General features: G+C 33.2%; 15 protein-coding genes. 6 read left to right on the forward strand and 9 right to left on the reverse strand.

Going from position 1 to position 18,677, the window contains the following annotated elements:
* Positions 1-10 precede the first annotated feature (10 nt).
* Together ACZ451_RS02370 and ACZ451_RS02375 are read right to left on the reverse strand one after the other, a co-directional pair.
* Complete coding sequence (locus ACZ451_RS02370) at positions 11-1,111, reverse strand: glycoside hydrolase family 5 protein (RefSeq protein WP_464215484.1); 1,101 nt, start codon at positions 1,109-1,111, stop codon at positions 11-13.
* A 36-nt stretch (positions 1,112-1,147) separates the two neighbouring features.
* A complete protein-coding gene (locus ACZ451_RS02375) occupies positions 1,148-2,305 on the reverse strand; it encodes a homogentisate 1,2-dioxygenase (protein ID WP_464215485.1) in 1,158 nt (385 codons plus the stop codon).
* 280 nt (positions 2,306-2,585) lie between these two features.
* Between ACZ451_RS02375 and ACZ451_RS02380 the strand changes: the two genes are divergently transcribed.
* Together ACZ451_RS02380 and ACZ451_RS02385 are read left to right on the forward strand one after the other, a co-directional pair.
* Entirely contained in the window at positions 2,586-4,775 is a 2,190-nt protein-coding gene (locus tag ACZ451_RS02380) for a thrombospondin type 3 repeat-containing protein (protein ID WP_464215486.1), read from the forward strand.
* Positions 4,776-5,210: 435 nt separating this feature from the next.
* A complete protein-coding gene (locus ACZ451_RS02385; RefSeq protein ID WP_464216884.1) occupies positions 5,211-5,795 on the forward strand; it encodes a precorrin-2 dehydrogenase/sirohydrochlorin ferrochelatase family protein in 585 nt (194 codons plus the stop codon).
* 228 nt (positions 5,796-6,023) lie between these two features.
* Here the strand turns inward: ACZ451_RS02385 and ACZ451_RS02390 are convergent, their stop codons facing one another.
* The 6 genes from ACZ451_RS02390 to ACZ451_RS02415 all read right to left on the reverse strand — a co-directional run bounded on the left by ACZ451_RS02390 (position 6,024) and on the right by ACZ451_RS02415 (position 10,266).
* On the reverse strand, positions 6,024-6,749 hold the full coding sequence (locus ACZ451_RS02390) for a heavy-metal-associated domain-containing protein (protein WP_464215487.1): 726 nt from the start codon (positions 6,747-6,749) through the stop codon (positions 6,024-6,026).
* A gap of 1 nt (position 6,750) precedes the next feature.
* Positions 6,751-7,590: an NHL repeat-containing protein gene (locus ACZ451_RS02395; protein ID WP_464215488.1), complete on the reverse strand. Its 840-nt coding sequence runs from the start codon at positions 7,588-7,590 to the stop codon at positions 6,751-6,753.
* A gap of 4 nt (positions 7,591-7,594) precedes the next feature.
* Positions 7,595-8,221, reverse strand: a complete 627-nt coding sequence (locus tag ACZ451_RS02400; RefSeq protein ID WP_464215489.1) for a heavy-metal-associated domain-containing protein — start codon at positions 8,219-8,221, stop codon at positions 7,595-7,597.
* 23 nt (positions 8,222-8,244) lie between these two features.
* Positions 8,245-9,015, reverse strand: coding sequence for a hypothetical protein (locus ACZ451_RS02405; protein ID WP_464215490.1), 771 nt, complete (start codon positions 9,013-9,015; stop codon positions 8,245-8,247).
* Between the two features lie 110 nt (positions 9,016-9,125).
* Entirely contained in the window at positions 9,126-9,542 is a 417-nt protein-coding gene (locus ACZ451_RS02410) for an HYC_CC_PP family protein (RefSeq protein WP_464215491.1), read from the reverse strand.
* Positions 9,543-9,606: 64 nt separating this feature from the next.
* Positions 9,607-10,266: an NUDIX hydrolase gene (locus ACZ451_RS02415; RefSeq protein WP_464216885.1), complete on the reverse strand. Its 660-nt coding sequence runs from the start codon at positions 10,264-10,266 to the stop codon at positions 9,607-9,609.
* Positions 10,267-10,417: 151 nt separating this feature from the next.
* Here ACZ451_RS02415 and galK point away from each other — a divergent pair, with 151 nt between their 5' ends.
* Both galK and ACZ451_RS02425 read left to right on the forward strand, forming a co-directional pair.
* Positions 10,418-11,569: a galactokinase gene (galK, locus tag ACZ451_RS02420; RefSeq protein WP_464215492.1), complete on the forward strand. Its 1,152-nt coding sequence runs from the start codon at positions 10,418-10,420 to the stop codon at positions 11,567-11,569.
* Positions 11,569-12,609 (forward strand): UDP-glucose--hexose-1-phosphate uridylyltransferase, encoded by a 1,041-nt coding sequence (locus ACZ451_RS02425; RefSeq protein WP_464215493.1) that lies wholly within the window; start codon positions 11,569-11,571, stop codon positions 12,607-12,609. The genes galK and ACZ451_RS02425 overlap by 1 nt, the downstream gene beginning before the upstream one ends.
* A gap of 80 nt (positions 12,610-12,689) precedes the next feature.
* Here ACZ451_RS02425 and ACZ451_RS02430 read toward each other — a convergent pair whose 3' ends face one another.
* Positions 12,690-13,295, reverse strand: coding sequence for a hypothetical protein (locus ACZ451_RS02430; protein ID WP_464215494.1), 606 nt, complete (start codon positions 13,293-13,295; stop codon positions 12,690-12,692).
* Positions 13,296-13,976: 681 nt separating this feature from the next.
* Here ACZ451_RS02430 and ACZ451_RS02435 point away from each other — a divergent pair.
* Together ACZ451_RS02435 and ACZ451_RS02440 are read left to right on the forward strand one after the other, a co-directional pair.
* Complete coding sequence (locus tag ACZ451_RS02435) at positions 13,977-17,087, forward strand: SusC/RagA family TonB-linked outer membrane protein (protein WP_464215495.1); 3,111 nt, start codon at positions 13,977-13,979, stop codon at positions 17,085-17,087.
* A 3-nt stretch (positions 17,088-17,090) separates the two neighbouring features.
* On the forward strand, positions 17,091-18,572 hold the full coding sequence (locus ACZ451_RS02440) for a RagB/SusD family nutrient uptake outer membrane protein (RefSeq protein ID WP_464215496.1): 1,482 nt from the start codon (positions 17,091-17,093) through the stop codon (positions 18,570-18,572).
* Positions 18,573-18,677 lie beyond the last annotated feature (105 nt).

Here is an 18,677-nt window from a genome sequence, read left to right on the forward strand (position 1 = left end):
TATTTTCTCATTATTCAACGCCAGCAGCAGAAACAATATTAATTAATTCATCATTTCTTTTATCTTTATTTAGCAAACCAAAAATATCACTCTTATAATTCCAATTGCTGTAGCCAATATTAGTCTCTTCAAAAAGATCTATCATATCTTTATACCAATTTAAGCGATCGTTTTTAGGAACTGTTGCCATAATACCAAATTCACCACAATAAAGAGGCAAGCCTAATTCTTTTGCTTTTGCAATAGGTTTTTTCCACATTTCCAGAATACGTTCTTTGTTAAACACTTCACCCACCCATTTCTCTGCAATAACTTGTTCTTCCTCAGGCAATTCATTAAATTCTTTTTCGGTTAAAATTATTCCCGGATAATGTACTGGACCGTGATAATTTTTTAACTCAGTCCATCGCGCTTCATAATGACTCATTAAAAAAGGTTCGTAAAAATGAAAGCTTAATAAAATATTTTTATCATTAGCCGGCACTTCCAATTCATCAAAAGTATCAACAGATTGCCATCTATTTGAGCCAATAACAATAGTTCTATTAGGCTCTAATTCTCGGATTGCAGCAAATGCCCTTATCAATAAATTATTCCATGTTTCATTATCATCCGCTACAGCTTCGTTCATCAATTCATAGGCCAATTGCCCATTTGGAAATTTATGCAAGCGTTTGGAAAGTTGTCGCCATAGGTCAAAGAATTTTTCTTGTTCCGCAGGTTCTGTCCATAAGGGTTTTACTGTTGCATTAAAATAATGCGAACGCAAAATATGGAGATCCACAATTACTCTTAATTTGTACTCCGCAGCCCATTTTATGCCGTTTTCCAATAACTGAAAAGCATCTTCATATGGTTTTCCTTCTTCATCCCACATATTTGCTTCATCAATGGGCAACCGTATATGATCAAAACCCATCGCTGCTATAGCTGCAATATCATCTTTTGTAAAAAATTCTACTCGTTCAGTTCCTTTTCGCTTACTTTGAGATAGCCAATGTGCAATATTGGTTCCTTTACGAACTTCAAACTTTTTAAAATAATCTTCTTCTTTTTTATCACTACATGAAAATGTTATAACAATTAAGAGAAATAATAATACTTTTTTCATTTTTATATTTTGCGAGTTCCAATCTATTTTTAACTATTATTCTAACCAAGATTTATAATATTTCCCATCATCAATATCCATAGCAACTTGTGTTAATTGTAAGGGTTTAAAAGTATCTATCATTACTGCTAATTCTTCTGTTCCTTTTTTTCCAATACTTGCTTCATAAGTTCCTGGATGTGGCCCATGAGGAATACCAGCAGGATGTAAAGAAATATAACCTTTGTCTATTCCTTTTCTACTCATAAAATCGCCATCTACATAATACAACACTTCATCTGAATCTATATTAGAATGATTGTAGGGCGCTGGTATAGATTCTGGATGATAATCGTACAAACGAGGGCAGAAAGAGCATACTACAAATGCACTAGTTTCAAAGGTTTGATGCACTGGTGGCGGTTGATGCACTCTACCTGTAATCGGTTCAAAATTATGAATAGAAAACCCATAAGGAAAATTATAACCATCCCAACCAACTACATCAAAAGGGTGTATTGCATAGGTTAGATGGTGTAATTGTCCCTGTTTTTTCACCTTCATTAAAAACGATCCTTTTTCATCATAGGTTTTTAAATTCTGCGGTAATTTAAAATCACGCTCACAAAATGGAGAATGCTCTAAATGCTGTCCAAACCAATTTCGGTAACGTTTTGGGGTATATATAGGGTGATAACTTTCTGTAATTAATAATCTATTGTCTTCCGTATCAAACTCAATCTGATAAATCATTCCACGAGGAATCACTAAATAATCACCGTATTCAAACGGAATTTCGCCTAGCATGGTTTTTAAAGTACCCGTTCCTTTATGAATAAAAAGCAACTCATCTGCATCAGTATTCTTATAAAAATAACTCGTCATAGACTTTTTAGGCGCCGCAAGCCCAACATGAACATCTGTATTAAACAGAATCGTTTTTCTACTTTGTAAATAATCATCCTCTGGTTTAATATCAAAGCCTTTTAACAATCTAGATTTTATATTAAAGACCTCAGCTGCTCTAGGTGTTATGTCCAATGTTTTTCCTACTTCTTTAACTTGGGTAGGCCTATGTAGATGGTACATTAAAGAAGACATTCCATCAAAACCTATAGTTCCAAAAAGTTGCTCATAATGCAAAGTTCCATCTTCTTTTTTAAATTGGGTATGCCTCTTTTGTGGCATTTTCCCAAGCTTATGATATAGTGGCATAAATAACGCTTTTAAAACAGTATAAATTTACAATAAAAGTGCATGCTGTATGTTTCTGAACAACATTTATTTTTGAGTAAACGTTTAACTATCTAATGCTATGAATCTCAATATTGTAGTATTTTTCTTTACCGTAAGCTCCTCATTGTTATATAATTTATCTATAAGCTTTAATTATGGTCATTTACTGGGCAAAAAGTCATTTTCACAACATTTATTTTTCTTTAGAGTGGTATTCCTCTAATTTTATTGGGTTATCCAGAAATAATATAAAAATATAATGGCAATTAAAAAATGCAACTACATTACGTTATCTATTCTAATGGGCTTTCTGTTATTAGTCACTAATATCTATGGGCAAGAAACTTATTTAGATGAGTTTAGTAATGTAAACTATGGAAACAATGATGGTTCTCAAAGTTGGTCTTCCAACTGGGTGGAAGTTGGAGACGATGGCGACCCTGCAGCCGGTTTTATATCTATTGCAGGAGGAGAGCTTGTTTTTACTTTTCTCTTTACCGAAGCAATAAGCAGAACCGTTGACCTGACAGGTGCAACATCTGCTACTTTAGGTTTTGATTGGCGCATCTCTGCTTTAGAAACCAATGAAAATCTTACTATTCAAATATCATCAGATGGAGTAACCTTTTCTCCATTTTTCACAGTTCTTGGACAAACAGGAGCAAATAATGCAGGATCTTTTAGCGGGGATATTACTCCGTTTATTTCTGCAAATACAACAATTAGAATTACTAATGTTGGAAATAACTGGTCTTTTGGTGATGATATGGCTTTTTTAGATAATATTCTGATTACTGGTGTTTTTCCACCTACAAATGATGATGACAATGATGGAATTCTTAACGATGTAGATAATTGCCCTACAACTCCTAACCCTGATCAGGCAGATCTAGATTTAGATGGTATTGGAGATCTTTGCGATTTGGATGATGATAATGATGGGATTCCTGATAGTGTAGAATGCCCTATGGATCCCCCTACTGGTGGTAACACAGAGCCAGATGCTATTTTTTTCACCTTGCATAACACACAATTTTTTACCATATCAAATAATATTAATGCTCTAGGGTATGCCGAATCAGGATGGGAACAAACTGTACTAGAATTAGGTGGTATCATAAGTGAAGATTTAGATTTTACCTCTCCTACATTTGCAAACGGAACTGTTACCGTTACTAGTGATGCTACTGCAAGTACTATAACTGTAGCTGCTACTACTGCAGATCCTTTTATATCAGGAAACACAGGTTCTGGTTTAAGTATAGCCCCTGGTGATGCTAGTGTTGAACCAGATAACGATATTGTCTTTTCTACGTTTATTAATTTTACGAATTCTGTTTATAGTTTTGGGTTTGATCTCATGGATATTTTTGATAATGGGCAGCAAGATAGTTTTACTAATGTATGGGAAGTTTTCCTAGATGGAACTTTAGCTTACAGTATTACGGGTAACAGTATAGGTGCTGGTAATACTGGAGATTTAAATATACAAGACCCAAACGGAAACCCTCTAGGGACAGCTACTTTAGGGCAAAATTTAGAGCAATTTTTTGGTTTTATTAGTGATGTACCTGTAAATCAAATAGAAATTAGAACATCATCTACTTTTATTGCTGGTAATGGTGGAGAAGATGTACATGGAATTGATAGTTTTAGGTATACACTCACTCCTATGTCCGATCTAGACGGAGATATTCTACGGTCTTGTGTAGATTTAGACAGTGATAATGATGGTATTTATGATGCTTTAGAAGCTGGACACAATGTAGCGAATACCGGTGGTAGATTAACTGGTCCTGTAGGAACAGATGGGATTCCCGATAGTGTTCAAGATGTGGGGCAAGAAGATAGTGGAATTATTAACTACACCATTCTTGACTCTGATTCTGATGGAGATTTAGACTTTACAGAATTGGATAGTGATGGTGATGGCTGCAATGATGTATTAGAAGCTGGTTTTACCGATAATAATGCAGATGGAATTTTAGGTCCTTTACCCATAACAATTGACCCTAATGGCGTTGTTACATCTGGAACAGATGGGTATACTACACCAAATGATAATAATACAAATAGTATATTAGATTATGTGGAGTTTGGCCCAATACCAAGTATTACGATACAACCCCCTTTGAACCAAAGCACTTTTTCAAGAGCAACAATAACTATTACTGCAAGTACTACTAATGCAGATACTTTTCAATGGCAATTATTTGATGGAACAGTTTGGGTAGATATAGCTGAAACAGCACTATATACTGGCACAACAACCAATACGCTTCAAATTAATAACATTACACTTTCAGAAAACAATGTGCAATACAGAGTAATCATAACAAATTCTGCTTTTGTCTGTGGAATAGAAACTTCAGATATAACTACGTTAACTGTTAACACTGGAAGTGTTATTACGAATAGAAAAATTACATATAGAGTTAATAGAGACTAGATTTTTTAAAAAAATAACTCTTCTAAACAAAAAAAGCCTCCCATAAGGAAAGCCTTTCACTGGTTTCTATTATAAAAATAATAGCTACCACAACTCGCATTTCTAATGAAATGCAACACAACAGTGCAAATATAGGAAAGCTTTTTCGGATTAATTAAATAAGCTACTTTATTTTAATTAAATGTCATAATTATACCGAAATTCAATGTAATGGGAAAAATATTTGGGCTTTTACTTAGCTCTTTAATTTGCCATTAAAGATGTGATATCTACTGGAGAAACAGCAAAAATAGGGCACAAAAATGTCTCCTATGCTATTCAAGAAAATTTATGAATACCGTAATTTGTGAAAGGTTAAGTTAGTTTATCATAAAGTTCAGTTGTAGAACTTTATAAATAAGCATAATTTTGAGTTTTCAAAAAGTATGCATTGATATGGAAGAACGCAACAATTTATATCCTATTTTTTTAAAAACAGCACAGCTTAACATTTTAATTGTTGGGGGTGGTAATGTTGCTTTAGAAAAATTAACATTTTTACTAAAATCTAGCCCTGATGCTGTAGTGCATATGGTTTCTCTAGAATTTATGGATACTACGCTTGCGCTTGCCCGTAAACATCATGTAAAGATTACTTTTGATGCCTATCACGAAAAATATTTAGAAGGTAAAAATATTGCTATTGCTACTACAGATAATGTCCCTGTAAACGAACAAGTATATCATGATTGCAGGGCTCGTAAAATACTTGTTAATGTAGCAGACAATCCTCCCTTTTGCGATTTTTATATGGGCGGTATTGTTACCAAAGGAAACGTAAAAGTTGCCATTTCCACAAACGGAAAATCCCCTACCACAGCAAAACGCTTACGTCAGTTTTTTGAAGATGTAATTCCGAATAATATAGATGATCTTGTAAAAAACCTAAACGAATTTAGAAAAACGATAAAAGGTGATTTTGAAGAAAAGGTAGAAACCTTAAATGAGTTTACAAAAGGTTTGGTGAATAAGAAAGACTAATCAGTTAGCAGTTAGCAGTTAGCAGTTAGCAGTTAGCAGTTAGCAGTTAGCAGTTAGCAGTTAGCAGTTAGCAGTTAGCAGTTAGCAGTTAGCAGTTAGCAGTTAGCAGTTAGCAAAAAATAATCTTTATAAACTATTAAACCTATAAACTTATAAACTTTTTTAAATAAACTTCTAAACTAGTGGAACATATAAATCCATAAACTAGCAAAGCGAAAAACTCCCATATTACAGACCAACTAACATCAAAACCGCCATTACAATCATAATTGCATTTTCTATAAAAGTAGCTTCTGTCATTGGTAATTGTAACGCGGTTCCCAAACAAGCACATTGAATTGTTTTTTTACTCAAAAGTGTTCTAGTAACTCCTATGGTTGTAATTCCCAAAATGAGTAGTGTTGCTATTAAGGCAATATCTATCTGAAATCGCATTAAAAACAATACACCTAAAACCGTTTCTATAAAAGGATATACCTGCCCATAGAAAGGAACAGCTTTTGCCAATGGGTCATACATTTGGAATGAGCTTGAAAACCCTTTTACATCTAAGAATTTAAAAAAACTAAAGACCAGATAAAATAAGCCCATAAAATCTAGCATTACTTCAATAACTATCCAGTTTTTGTAATGCATAAAATTACTAGCAATGGTAATATATGTTAAAATGAGGAATAAAGGTTTTAACTGTTCTAATTTAGATTTTTCTGTTTTTGCATTCGTATCTTTTAAAGACGAAACCGTTATTTTTTTATGTTCAGAAACTGAATATTTATTTGGTAAAACAAGTTCTAAAACAGCAGCTGTCAAAGTATTTGAAGCTTCTAAAACTGCTTCTCCTTTTTCAAGATTTACGGATGCATTAATTACATCTGGCAGCGCGTTTAGCTTTTCTTCCACCCCTTTTCTACAGCCATTACAGGTCATCCCAGTAATATAAAAAGTTTGCTTCATTTTAGATTTTCTCTTTTATTGGTTTTAAAGTATAACTATTTAATGTTCCACTTCCGTAATTTATAATGTAGAGAATATCCCTTAACTGTAAAATATCTGTTGGTTTCTGTATGTTTTTTTTAAGTTCTTGTTTTAAGTTTCCTTCTAAATCATAAACTAAGACTCTATGGTTTTCAAAATCTGTCACAAAAAGCGACTTATCAGAAACAAAAAGACCTGTTGCCGCATTCATTTTTTGCTCCTTCCCTATCATTTTCAAAAACTTTCCATTTTTATCAAAAACTTGCACTCTATTATTATAAGCATCTGCTACCCAAATTTCACTTTCAGTAATTTGTACATCGGTAGGGTAATAAAAATCACCTTCTGCCTTTCCTTCTTTTCCAAAAGAAAGCCAGTCAGTCCCATTAAAATATAAAATTCTATTGTTATAAAAATCTGCAATAGCCAATTCTTTATCTCGTATTGCTACTCCAGAAGGAGCATCTAAACTATCTGAAGGGAAAATAATACTTGGTAAAACATGCGAATTTGAATATGTTAAAATACTATCATTCCCGTACTGAGGTATTAATAAACTTGAGTCATACGCCGCAATATGCATAGGCCTATCAAGAGCGTCAATACTAGAAATTATTTTTCCTGCATCATCTATTTCAACAACTCTATTATGATCCCCATCTGAAAGCCATAATTTATCGTTTAAAACCGCAATTCCTATTGGATTAATCCCATCTAATTGAATTGATTTTTCTAATACCCATTCTTTAGGTATTGTATCTTCTTTTTTGCAAGAAAACAATAGCACTACTACTAAAACAAAACTAAGTATAGATTTCATGGGCTTATTTTTGGGTACGTTCATACTGGCAACATGCTGGTAATTCCTTGTATGTATTCTTTTTTGCTTTATGATTTTCGGTATCATGACCTACAGATACAACTGCTTTTTCTACATTTGCTATAGTTGTCTTTTTAGCATCAAAATCTACTTTTAACAATTTTGTTTTCTCATCCCAAATGGCATTAGAAACGCCTTCTATTTTAAAAGCTGCTTTTTCTATTCGTGCTTTGCACATACCACAATTACCTGCTACTTTTAGTACTTCAGATTGTATTGCTAGTCCTTCTATTTTAGATGCTGTTTTTACACTTGTCTCTTCAATTGTACCATCAGCACGTTCTATTCTAGAAGTGATGGGTGTATACCCCGCTTTTTCAACCTTTTTTTCTACTGCTATTAAAGAAAGTTTCTTTTCTGCTGGATAACTAAAACTAAAATCTCCTGTTTCTATATTAATTTTAACTTCTTTAATCCCTTTAAATTCTTTAAATTTCTTCTCTAATCCATATGCACAAAACGGACAGCCTAAGCCATCTACTTGTACCATAAATTTATCCATTTGTTTTTGTGCTGTTACAAAAGAAACGGTTAGTACTACTGTAAAAATTGTTATTATTATTTTTTTCATCATTTCTTGTCTTTAATTTTTTCTTAAAAAGTATATCTTGTCCCTAAAAAGAGACTGTAATCTAATTTTCTGTCAAAGGCAACATCATTCACTAAGGGTACTTGTACCGCTAAATCAAACGTAATATTCTTCCCTGCGTATTGTATTCCTTGTGCATAAAGTAGTTGGTACCAATCTCTTTCTAGCAACCAGGAATTTGTATATTCAAAATAGAGATTTACTTGTTTATTAGGGTATTGTGGTTTTAACAATGGAAGTCCAAAACCTAACTTATATCTCACTTCGTCTAAGGTACCATCTGGCATCCAATTGTAACCAAATTCGTTAGAAATTCCATATTTTAAGGTTTCTAAACCTGCTACTACACCATAATAACCCGCATATTTCCCTGTACTTAAATCTACTAGATCTAAGGCTTCACCAGTTGGCAAAGATTGTAGTGTTTTTGCAATAACTCTAAAGGTTTTTCCAGTAGCATCTTTTCTGTAAAATTGATATTTTCCTAATATTTTAATATCGGCTAGGCCATTACCGGAACCACCACTATTAAAATTATATTTCACATAAGGTAAATGCACCGCAATTAATGTATTTGATGTAGGCAGATAATGTAACATCAGCGGAACATATGTAAAGGTACCGCGTTCCGTTTTTCGAATCTCTGTTAATGTTTTTGTTGTAAAACTCTTACCTCCTAGCATTATGGGTTTATCTGCCGTTATTGGTGGGCCTTGAGCAAAAGCATTTGATGCTATAAAAAATAGTACACCAATAAGCTTGTATGTATATTTCATGATTTTTTTAATTTAATACTTAAAATCCTTTTTAAAATTAAAAATTAACGTGTGCTTACGTTAATTACAATATTCTTAATACCGAAGAACATTGAAAAAGGAGTAGTTCATCAAATTAAAAAGACCTCATCTAATAATTGAATGTCTTTGATGAGAATGGGTGGAGGGTAATACTCAGAACGCATAGGTTTTATGACCTTAGCATCAAATAAATTGCTATACGTATATTGAAAAGTAGTAATGAAAAACTGCTGTTTAAAAGAAAGCGAATGAAAATTTATCTTTAAATCTTCTTTTCCTTTTTGAGTAATTTCTTGATCCGAACAGCAGCCCATTTTTTCCATAGCCTGCACCATATCAAGATCCGTAACACCAGCTTTTTCTAAACAAGTTTGAGCTTCATGTTTAAAACTTATATCTACTAAATGTTCGCCACAAAAATGCATATCTACCGAAAAAGACAGGGTAGATATAAAAACTAAAAGCGCCATTATAATAGCAGTAATTTGTTGTAAAAACTTTCCCATTACAAAAATAAAGATACAAAATATATGGGAAAACCATTTTCTGATTAACAAAAAATTAATTCCGTTAAATCTCAAAATTAAACCCAGAAGCTACTAATCGTTTATAGTTTGCAGATTCAAATTCATATAAGAAAGCACCTTTTCTAGAAGTTGTTTTATCTTTCTCTTCTAATTTTTTCAAAATCTTTAAAGACAAAACTTTTTTTCTGAAATTACGAGCATCTAATTTTCTTTGATAAATAGCTTCGTATAATTGTTGCAATTGTGGCAGCGTAAATTTTTTAGGCAATAATTCAAAACCTATTGGTTGGTAACGCGCTTTTTGCCTCAATACTTTTAAGGCATCTGCAACCATGATATTATGGTCTAAACACAAACTTGGTAGTTCCGTTAGCTTATACCATTTTGCATTATATTTTTCAGGTAAGTCTTTATCTGAATCATCAATACGGATAAGCGCATACTGCCCTATAGAAATACACCTCCCCCCAGGATCTCTATCTTTTTGACCATAGGTTTTTGTTTGTTCAAAAAATATATTTTCTAAACCTGTAGTTTCTATTAAAACGCGTTCTGCAGCACTAGCTACATCCTCATTTACATTTACAAAACTCCCTATTAAAGACCACTCTCCTTCATTTGGGGCTACAATACGTTTAAAAACTAATAACTTTAAATCACCTGAATCAAAGCCAAAAACAATACAATCTGTAGCAACATACATTTTGTCTTTATCACCGTAGTATGGTTCTCTTTCTAAATTAGCCACTTTTAAATTAAATCTATTTAATTTGAACAAATATAATAAACGTATTATTTACATTTATTATATTTGTAGATATATTTAGTTTTTGTTTCAGCTTAAATTTTAATTTATGGATAGTACTATGCATCAAGAAATATTAAAAAAATTTAAACCTGATGTTGTAATTACATCTCCAGGAAGAATAAATCTTATTGGAGAACATATAGATTATAACGGAGGTTTTGTGCTTCCTGCAGCTATTAACAAAAAAATTACACTTTATTTTAAAAAGAACGATAGCAATTCTTGTAAAATTACTTCTATAAATTTTGGAAAAACCTTAGAATTCAAACTAGATAATTTAGAAAAAAGTGCTGTAGAATGGGAGAATTATGTTCTTGGTGTTGTTTTTCATATTAATGACAATTATCCAAATAGTGTTGGTGGTTTTGATTGTATGATACAGAGCAACCTTCCTTTAGGTTCTGGCATTAGCTCCTCAGCAGCATTAGAATGTGGTATTGCAAAAGGTTTAAATGATTTATTCTCTATTGGGATGTCTGATATGGATATCATAAATTTCTCTAGAAAAGCAGAACATACTTTTGTAGGTACTATGTGCGGTATTATGGATCAGTTTGCGGTTACAAAAGGCAAAAAAGACCATCTTATTCTACTAAATTGTAATTCTTTAGAGCATCATTTTATCCCTGCCGTTTTTGGAGATTATGATGTTTTATTATTGAATACAAATGTTTCGCATAGCCTATCTACAAGTGCATATAACACTAGATTAAAAGAATGTAATACCGCTTTTGGTGTAATTTCTGAAAAATACCCTGAATACAAATTTTTAGCTGATGTTCCTGAAGCAATTGTAAAAGAGTTTAAAACAATATTACCAGACAATCAGTACCAGAGAGCTTTATATGTTTCACAAGAAAATACAAGAACTGCTAATGCAGCAGAAGCAATTCAGAAAGGTGATTTAAAATTATTTGGAGAATTAATGTACGGGTCTCATAATGGCCTTAGTAAGATGTATGAAGTAAGTTGTGATGAACTAGATTTTCTGGTAGATTTATCCAAAAAACATAAAGAAATTATTGGTTCTAGAATGATGGGAGGCGGTTTTGGTGGTTGTACCATTAATTTAATCCATAAAGATTTTACGCAAAAATTTATAACCAAAGCTTCTAAAGTATATAACGAAGAATTTAACTTACAACTTACTCCTATCGTTTGTGCAGTTTCTGATGGCGTTTCTAATATTACAGTATAATGAACAACGAATTAAATAATAATCCGCATCGCAGGTATAATATATTAACAGGAGAATGGGTATTAGTATCTCCACATCGTACCAAAAGACCTTGGCAAGGAAAACGGGATAAAAAAATAGTACTACCTAAAGATTCTTATGATGAAAACTGTTATTTATGTCCTACAAATACACGTGCTAGTGGCGATACAAATCCAGATTACACAGGTGTTTACAGTTTTATAAACGATTATTCTGCTTTATTACCAGAAGTAAATGCTGATGATTTTGAAGACGGCTTATTAAAAGCGAAAGCAGAATCTGGAAAATGTAAAGTAATGTGTTTTTCTCCAAACCATTCGTTAACACTACCTCTAATGGAAATTTCGGACATTACTGAAGTTGTAAAATTGTGGAAAAAAGAATATGCTGAATTAGGAGCGGACCCTAGTATTAATCATGTCCAAATTTTTGAAAACAAAGGGGCTACTATGGGCTGTAGCAACCCACACCCACATGGGCAAATATGGTCTCAATTATCTGTACCACAAGAAGTATTAAAAAAGCAAGAACAGCAATTAGGTTATTGGAAAAAAAATAAAAAAAGCCTTTTAGGTGATTATTTAAAGCAAGAATTAGCATTAGACGAACGTATTATTCTAAAAAATGATCATTTTGTAGCGCTTATCCCTTATTGGGCAGTATGGCCTTATGAAGCAATGATATTACCTGTAAAACACTATCAACACATTGGGCAATTAAATGCTGAAGAAGAGATTGCATTTGCAGAAATTATTAATGGTTTAACCATTAGATATGATAACCTTTTTGAAACTTCTTTTCCATATTCTTCTGGAATACACCAAAGCCCTACAGACGGAGAAGAACATCCAGAGTGGCATTTTCATATGGCATTTTATCCACCCCTATTACGCTCTGCGGAGGTTAAAAAATTTATGGTTGGTTATGAAATGTTTGCCAATCCGCAGCGAGATATTACTGCAGAAACTGCTGCTGAAAATTTAAAGGCGCTTTCTGGCAAGCATTATAGTAAAGAATAGACTGCATTTAGTTCATTAAAACTCTTTTTAATTGTTGTAAAGAAATTAAAAGGGGTTTTTGTGTTTTTAAAATTATTCACTTATTTCTTGTTTAACTCTTCTAATAATTTATCATAAGTTTCAATATCTGTATGCAAACGTCCTCCTATATTTAGAATTGGTTTTTTAATAGAATCTAGAGTTGTAGCAAATGCATGTTTAATCTGCTTTTTAATCTCTGGGTGTTCACTTAATTTATAGCGCTTAAACAGGTATTTACTTTTCTCTAATGGCATCACAATACTATCGCAAGTGGTACATGCATCTGTAATATAAACAGCAATAGATTTTTTAGGTTTAATCTTTATCGCTTCAAACTCTTTAATTAATGCCCGTCTAGACAAGCTATCATTTACCTTTAATTTATACGTGTAATTTGGTGTTTTGCCTCTAGTTAACACAACTGTTTTTAGCAATACTTTTGAGGCTCCCGGTAGTCTAACCCATCTAGGTCTAGCTTTACTTTGCCTAAAATTAGTGCCAGAAATAGCAATTTGCACATCAAAGTCTTGTTCATTTCCATTAAGTGCATAAAATGCTAATCGGTTTGGTATTTCTTCTACTACAACTTTAATTGGCGTAGTTTGTGCATTTATTTTTACTACTACAAATAGTAAAAAGCTTAGTAGTTTATAATTTACTTTCATATGTTTTAAGTCTCTCAATTATATTCTAATTTACAGTTCTTACGTAAAAATCTTAATGTTATATCATTTTAATGTAGAGAAATCGATAATAAATGGGAAGAAAATTTAAGAAGCGAAATATAAAATATAGCATAAGAACTGATCAAAAAAATTAATATTTACACGAGATGAGTAGAGTATATTCTGTAAGGGTTTTGAAGTAGCAGAACAAATAACTTCATAAAAAGCTTTATTGTTTACAGCTTATAAAAAGTCAATTCCAAAAAATAACAGCAAAAAAGGAGTTCTTAATTTAAAGGAAGTAATCAATTCGTAAAAGAAGATATTGTCTGCCAAAAAGAATAAAATTATAATCTAGTATTCTTACGCTAAAAAAATTAAACCCATCTTTTATAACTAATGTGTTTGTTTTAATTAGAAGTTCTTTATTCTCTTATAACACTTAAAACTATGGCATATACTATATATTAAGTCTTTCTAATTAGTTAATTTCTTAAAACGCAATACATTAAAATCAAAATGTTTGCCAATTGTATTAAAGACAATATATCATTAATGAAAAAAAGTAATATGACGAATAGTTATATCTTTCTGATGATTTGTTACCCTCCTCTAGAGTTTAGTTAAGTTATTTTTACTTCTAAATAATTACTAACTCTTTTAAAAATTAATTAAACTCTTATGAATTTACTAAAACCAAAGATTAAAAGTTGTCGATTTAGCATTTTGTTATTGGCAACGTTTTGGCTAATGGGACTTACCATAAGTCATGCACAAAACTCAACAATTAGTGGTACTATTACTGACAGTCAGGATATTCCGTTATCAGGAGCAAATGTTATTGTAAAAGGAACTACTAACGGAACACAAACAGACTTTGATGGAAATTACACCATTTCTGCTCCTAGTGATGCTATACTTGTCTTTAGCTATTTGGGCTTTACCACACAAGAAGTTCCTGTAAATGGACAAACAACTATTAACGTATCTTTAGCAGAAGACTCTAGTCAATTGGATGAGGTAGTTGTTATTGGTTATGGTTCAGTTAAAAAAGCTGACCTTACTGGTGCAATTTCCACTATCAATTCAGACAATATCCTTAAAGCTCCAGTAGCCCAAGTTGGGCAAGCCTTACAGGGTAGAGCAGCAGGTGTAAGCGTTATATCTAACTCAGGGCAACCAGGTGCTGCACCATCTATCCGTATTAGAGGTACTGGAACGCCGAATAATACTAATCCATATGTTATCATTGATGGCGTTCCTGGGGATTTTAACAACTTAAACAGTGCTGACATTAAAGATATCCAAGTTTTAAAAGATGCATCAGCCACAGCAATCTATGGATCTAATGGTGCCAATGGTGTAATTTTAGTGACCACAAGATCAGGTAGAAAAGGAAAAGTAAACATTTCTATTACCAGTTCTATTGGTTTTCAAACATTACCTGACTATGATGTGTTAAATTCTCAACAATATGCTGGGTTAATTAATGAAGGACTCGCAAATGATGGAGAAGCACCACGATTTACGCAAACAGAAATAGACGGTTTTGAAACTTTTGATTGGGGAACATTAAACAGACAAACAGGTTATATCCAAAATAATCAAGTTTCTATATCTGGCGGTACAGATGCCGCTACATATTTTGTTTCCTATGGTTATACAGATCAAAAAGGCACCTTATTGGGTAGCGGATTTGACAGACACAATCTTCGTATTAATAACGAGTATCAATTGCATAAAAATATAAAACTCGGACACAGAATTACATATAACAGACGAAAACAACAAACAATCCCAACTGAGGGTGGTTTCTTAAACAATCAAGCAGGAATTGCGGGTTATGGTTGGGAGCCTTATCTTCCATTCTTTACTGAAGATGGCGGGTTTACTTCTGCAATAAGTCAAAATATATTCCATCCATTAGCCGTAGTACAATTTAATACTAACGAAGTTACAAATAGAGATTTTGGAATTAATGCTTATCTCGATGTCAGTTTTTTAAAGAATTTAAATTTCGTATCTACTTACGCACCCGGGTATAGCACAAATGAAACTTATGATTTTGATCCTATTATCGATGCAGACCCAGGTATTTCTGGAAATATTAGTAGACCTCAAAATCAATTATCGGTAAGAGGAAATAGAACTACTTCCTACACATGGTCTAATGTATTAACTTATCAAAATGCCTTTAACAAACATAATATAACCGTAACCGCAGGTCATGAACAACAAGAAATTGATTTCTTTGGTCTAACAGGTATCGCCAGGGATTTTAGTGATCTTTTTGGCGATAATGTTGTACTTGATGATGGAGAAGGTGATTCATCTGGCAATAGAATTGAACAAAATCTATTATCTTATTTTGGTCGTGCTATCTATAATTATGATGATAAATATACCATTATTGGTACCATTAGACGAGATGGGTCTTCAAGATTTGGCCCTAGCAAAAGATTTGGTACATTTCCTGCGATTTCGGCATCTTGGAATGCGCATAACGAAGACTTTCTAACAGATAATAACTTTATAAATCAATTAAAAATCCGTGGAGGCTGGGGACAAATCGGAAACCGTAATATTGGAGACTTTCAATTCTTTAACGAGCTTGCAGTAGGAATAAATTCTAGATTAGATGCTTTATTTGGCGGTGTTAGAGCTCCTGGTGCAGCTACAACAGCTATTTCTAATCCATTTTTACAATGGGAATCTGCAGTTAGCACAAATGTAGGTGTAGATATTGCTTTTTTAGATAAATTTACACTATCGGTAGATTATTTTAACAAAGATACCGCAGATGCAATAATAAATGTGGCTCCACCAACAGAACTTTCAGGAGTACCCGGTAGCACTAACTTTAATATTGCTGAAATTAACAATAAAGGATGGGAATTTACTTTTGGCTATAAAGACCAATTTGGAGATCTAGGTTTTAGTTTTAATGCATATTTAGACATGATAGATAATGAAGTAACAACATTAGATAGGGCAGCAGGTTTTCTTTCTGCTGGTAATGCATTTGGAAATCAAGGTTTCTTAAGAACCGAAGCTGGTTTCCCTATAAGTTACTTTTTTGGCTTACAGACAGATGGCGTATACCAAACACAAGCGGAAGCAGATGCTGGGCCAAGAAATCCTGGTGATGCAACAGATTTAGCCATACAGCCTGTAGCTGGTGATCTCCGCTTTGTAGATCAATTAACAGTAGACACAGATGGAGATGGAATACCTGACGCAGGCAATGGTATTATTGATGATGATGACCGAACTCAAATAGGTTCTCCTCATGCAGATTTTAATTACAGTTTTAACTTGGGTTTTGATTATAAAAACTTTGATTTGAGTCTGTTTTTTCAAGGCGTACAAGGAAACGATATTTTTAGTTCCCTACCTTTCTTCTTCCAAAGCGAATTATCTTCAAACTTTCATGTAAGTGCTTTAGATAGATGGACAGGCCCTGGAACCTCAAATACTTTACCTAGACTTACTAATGATGGTAGAATTAAAAATACTGTAATCTCTGATCGCTACGTATATGATGGATCTTACTTAAAACTAAGAAATGTACAGTTAGGTTATAATTTCCCTAAAAAAATTACAGAAAAGTTAGGTCTAAATGCTTTAAGACTGTATATGACTGCTGACAACCTTTTAACATTTACGAGCTATGATATTGGCTTAGACCCTGAAATAGGAGTACAAGGAGGCAATTCATTAGATATTGGTGTTGACCAAGGAAGGTGGCCACCTGCCACAACAATTTTATTTGGAATTAATTTAAACTTATAAGCTATGAGAAAAATAATATATCTATTAATAGCAGCCCTTATAACTACATTTATTGGTTGCAACGAAGACGAGTTTTTAGAGCCAACACCGTTTGGTTTGGCTGGTGACGGAACATTTTTTAGAAATGGTGATGATGCCTTACTAGCTATTAATGCAGTTTACACAAGTTTAGCAAGGCAAGGAGATGGCTTTAATAGCGACCATTCTTGGGGCTTACTGGGCACTGATGAGGTATGGAAAGGTGGTAGTGATATCGCAGATAATAGTGACCAAGCTGTGATGCAGAATTATACGCTTACTCCTGGAACTGTTGGGCAACTAACTGGTCGATGGGGCAATAATTATCAAGGCATCAATAATGCTAATAAAGTTATAGAAAATGTTCCTGACATTGAAATGGACGAAGTGCTTAAAAATAGAATCTTAGGAGAAGCTTATTTTTTAAGAGGTCTATTTTATTTTGATTTGGCTAAATATTTTGGTGGCTTAGTGTTAATTCCTGAAAACTTAAAAACTCCAGATGCTTATTTAGAATTGAGAAGAAGTAGTCTAGAAGAAACCTATGCCTTTATTGAAGCTGATTTAAATAGAGCTGTAGACTTATTACCCGTTAAATCTTCTTACCCTCCAGAAGATATCGGAAGAGCTACAAGAGGTGCAGCATTAGCGCTTTTGGTAAGAGCTAACGCATACCAAAGTGATTTTGCGGATGTAAGAACTTTTTCTGAAGCTTTATTTGCTTTAAATGAATATGAATTAGCAGATACCTATGCAGAGATTTTTACACCTGCTGGTGAAAATGGTTCAGGTTCAATTTTTGAAGTTCAATTTCAAGAAGCTGGCCAAGGATGGGGTAATGCACGACAGGGAACCGTTAACATTCCTGCTTTTAGCCCAAGATCAGGTGGTGAATTTGCTGGATGGGGTTTTTCACAACCAAAATTAGATTTGGTAAACGAGTATGAAGCTGGAGATCCTCGTTTAGATACTAAAATATATAGCGTAGAAGGTCAGGCTTATAATCCAAATGGTGGAGCAACTAGTTATTTCTCTAGAATAATGACGGCAGAACCAAATGGAACCTATCCTAATCCAGGTGCGCCAAATGACAGTCCAATGAATTGGAGAGTACTTCGTTTAGCAGATATTTATTTGTACTATGCGGAAGCTAATGCAGAAACAGACCCAGCAACAGCTGTTACCTATGTAAATTTAGTAAGAGCAAGAGCAAGAGAAGGTGATCCAACCATTTTACCTGATGTGCCTCCTGGCACAACTGGCCAAGCACTTATTGATGCTATTAGGCATGAGAGGCGGGTTGAAACAGCAATGGAAGGCCTAAGGCGGTTTGATTTAATAAGGTGGGAAGCATACGACATTCTAGAACCTCTTGGTTTCCAAAGAGGCAAACACGAATTAATGCCAATCCCACAAACCGAAATAGATAATTTTAGCGGTAATTTACAACAAAATCCAGGATACTAATCGGTAAACAATTCATACCATTTAGTTTTTAAATAGCAAACGATACATTTAATTAAATGTATCGTTTGTTTATTAATAATCAATCCAAATTTTATATGAAAAAAT

Source organism: Allocellulophaga tsushimaensis (assembly GCF_055383085.1).

Excerpts from the sequence above, each read along its gene's own strand:
- ACZ451_RS02370 (WP_464215484.1), bottom strand. The coding sequence starts at position 1,111 with ATGAAAAAAGTATTATTATTTCTCTTAATTGTTATAACATTTTCATGT.
- ACZ451_RS02375 (WP_464215485.1), bottom strand. The coding sequence starts at position 2,305 with ATGCCACTATATCATAAGCTTGGGAAAATGCCACAAAAGAGGCATACC.
- ACZ451_RS02380 (WP_464215486.1), top strand. The coding sequence starts at position 2,586 with ATGGCAATTAAAAAATGCAACTACATTACGTTATCTATTCTAATGGGC.
- ACZ451_RS02385 (WP_464216884.1), top strand. The coding sequence starts at position 5,211 with ATGGAAGAACGCAACAATTTATATCCTATTTTTTTAAAAACAGCACAG.
- ACZ451_RS02390 (WP_464215487.1), bottom strand. The coding sequence starts at position 6,749 with ATGAAGCAAACTTTTTATATTACTGGGATGACCTGTAATGGCTGTAGA.
- ACZ451_RS02395 (WP_464215488.1), bottom strand. The coding sequence starts at position 7,590 with ATGAAATCTATACTTAGTTTTGTTTTAGTAGTAGTGCTATTGTTTTCT.
- ACZ451_RS02400 (WP_464215489.1), bottom strand. The coding sequence starts at position 8,221 with ATGAAAAAAATAATAATAACAATTTTTACAGTAGTACTAACCGTTTCT.
- ACZ451_RS02405 (WP_464215490.1), bottom strand. The coding sequence starts at position 9,015 with ATGAAATATACATACAAGCTTATTGGTGTACTATTTTTTATAGCATCA.
- ACZ451_RS02410 (WP_464215491.1), bottom strand. The coding sequence starts at position 9,542 with ATGGGAAAGTTTTTACAACAAATTACTGCTATTATAATGGCGCTTTTA.
- ACZ451_RS02415 (WP_464216885.1), bottom strand. The coding sequence starts at position 10,266 with ATGTATGTTGCTACAGATTGTATTGTTTTTGGCTTTGATTCAGGTGAT.
- galK (WP_464215492.1), top strand. The coding sequence starts at position 10,418 with ATGGATAGTACTATGCATCAAGAAATATTAAAAAAATTTAAACCTGAT.
- ACZ451_RS02425 (WP_464215493.1), top strand. The coding sequence starts at position 11,569 with ATGAACAACGAATTAAATAATAATCCGCATCGCAGGTATAATATATTA.
- ACZ451_RS02430 (WP_464215494.1), bottom strand. The coding sequence starts at position 13,295 with ATGAAAGTAAATTATAAACTACTAAGCTTTTTACTATTTGTAGTAGTA.
- ACZ451_RS02435 (WP_464215495.1), top strand. The coding sequence starts at position 13,977 with ATGAATTTACTAAAACCAAAGATTAAAAGTTGTCGATTTAGCATTTTG.
- ACZ451_RS02440 (WP_464215496.1), top strand. The coding sequence starts at position 17,091 with ATGAGAAAAATAATATATCTATTAATAGCAGCCCTTATAACTACATTT.